At 67.2% G+C, this 1,801-nt stretch carries 1 protein-coding gene; it reads left to right on the forward strand.

Features of this window, described 5'->3' with window-relative positions; translation table 11 throughout:
- Positions 1-1,801: nitrite reductase large subunit NirB (nirB, locus tag B2W70_RS03630; protein ID WP_286742951.1), on the forward strand; the 1,801-nt coding region annotated here is incomplete at both ends.

Below are 1,801 nucleotides of genomic sequence, written 5' to 3' on the forward strand. Positions count from 1 at the left end.
CCCCTTCGTGCCGCCCATCCCCGGCCGCGACCGCGAGCACTGCTTCGTCTACCGCACCATCGAAGACCTCGACAAGATGAAGGCCTCGGGCGCCAAGTCCAAGTCCGGCGTCGTGGTCGGCGGCGGCCTGCTGGGCCTGGAATGTGCCAAGGCCCTGCGCGACATGGGCCTGGACACCCACGTCGTCGAGTTCGCCCCGCGCCTGATGGCCGTGCAGGTCGACGAAGGCGGCGGCCGCGTGCTGCGCAACAAGATCGAAGACCTGGGCGTGCACGTGCACACCAGCCACAGCACCGTCAAGATCGTCGATGGCGCCATGCACCGCCACCGCATGGTGTTCGAAGACGGCAGCCACCTCGAGACCGACATGATCGTGTTCTCGGCCGGCATCCGCCCGCGCGACGAACTGGCCCGCCAGAGCGTGCTGGCCGTGGGCGCGCGCGGTGGCGTCGCCATCGACGAACACTGCCGCACCAGCGACCACCACATCTACGCGGTGGGCGAATGCGCGGCCTGGCACGACCAGACCTTCGGTCTCGTGGCCCCCGGTTACGACATGGCCCGCGTGGCCGCCAAGCACATCGCGGGTGACGCCAGCGCCGCCTTCACTGGCGCCGACATGAGCACCAAGCTCAAGCTGATGGGCGTGGACGTGGCCTCCATCGGCGACGCCCACGGCAAGACCCCAGGCAGCCGTTCGTTCCAGTACGTGGACGAGGTCAAGCAGGTCTACAAGAAGATCGTCGTCAGCGCCGATGGCACCAAGCTGCTGGGCGCCGTGCTGGTCGGCAACGCCGATGAATACGGCACCCTGCTGCAGATGGCGCTCAACGGCATCGCCCTGCCGGCCGACCCCGAGTTCCTGATCCTGCCTTCGAGCGACGGCAAGGCCAAGCCGGGCCTGGGCGTCGAAGCCCTGCCCGACAGCGCCCAGATCTGCTCGTGCAACAGCGTGACCAAGGGCCAAATTTGCGCGGCCGTGGGCGAAGGCGCCACCGACATCGCCAAGCTCAAGGCCTGCACCAAGGCCGGCGCGACCTGCGGCGGCTGCGTGCCGCTCGTCACCCAGGTGATGAAGTTCGAGATGAAGCGCCAGGGCATGGAGGTCAACAACCATCTCTGCGAGCACTTCGCCTACTCGCGCCAGGAGCTGTATCACCTCATCCGCGTCGGCCAGATCAAGACCTTCGACGAGCTGCTGGCCAAGCATGGCAAGGGCCTGGGCTGCGACGTCTGCAAGCCCACCGCCGCCAGCGTGCTCGCATCGGTCTGGAACGACTTCGTGCTCAAGCCCGAGCTGGCCAAGCTGCAAGACAGCAACGACTACTTCCTGGGCAACATCCAGAAGGACGGCACCTACTCGGTCGTGCCGCGCATGCCCGGTGGCGAGGTCACGCCCGATGGCCTGATCGCCGTGGGCCAGGTGGCCAAGAAGTACGGCCTGTACACCAAGGTGACGGGTGGTGCGCGCGTGGACATGTTCGGCGCCCGCCTGGAGCAGCTACCCCTGATCTGGGAAGAACTCATCGCTGCCGGCTTCGAGTCGGGCCACGCGTATGGCAAGTCGCTGCGCACGGTGAAGTCCTGCGTGGGCTCCACGTGGTGCCGCTACGGCGTCGATGACTCGGTCGGCCTGGCGGTGGAACTGGAGAACCGCTACAAGGGCCTGCGCGCCCCGCACAAGATCAAGTTCGGTGTGTCGGGCTGCACCCGTGAATGCGCCGAGGCGCAAGGCAAGGACGTGGGCGTGATCGCCACCGAGAAGGGCTGGAACCTGTACGTGTGCGGCAACGGCGGCATG

The sequence above is a fragment of the Aquabacterium sp. UBA2148 genome (assembly GCF_002328915.1).
Taxonomy (GTDB): Bacteria; Pseudomonadota; Gammaproteobacteria; order Burkholderiales; family Burkholderiaceae_C; genus Aquabacterium; species Aquabacterium parvum.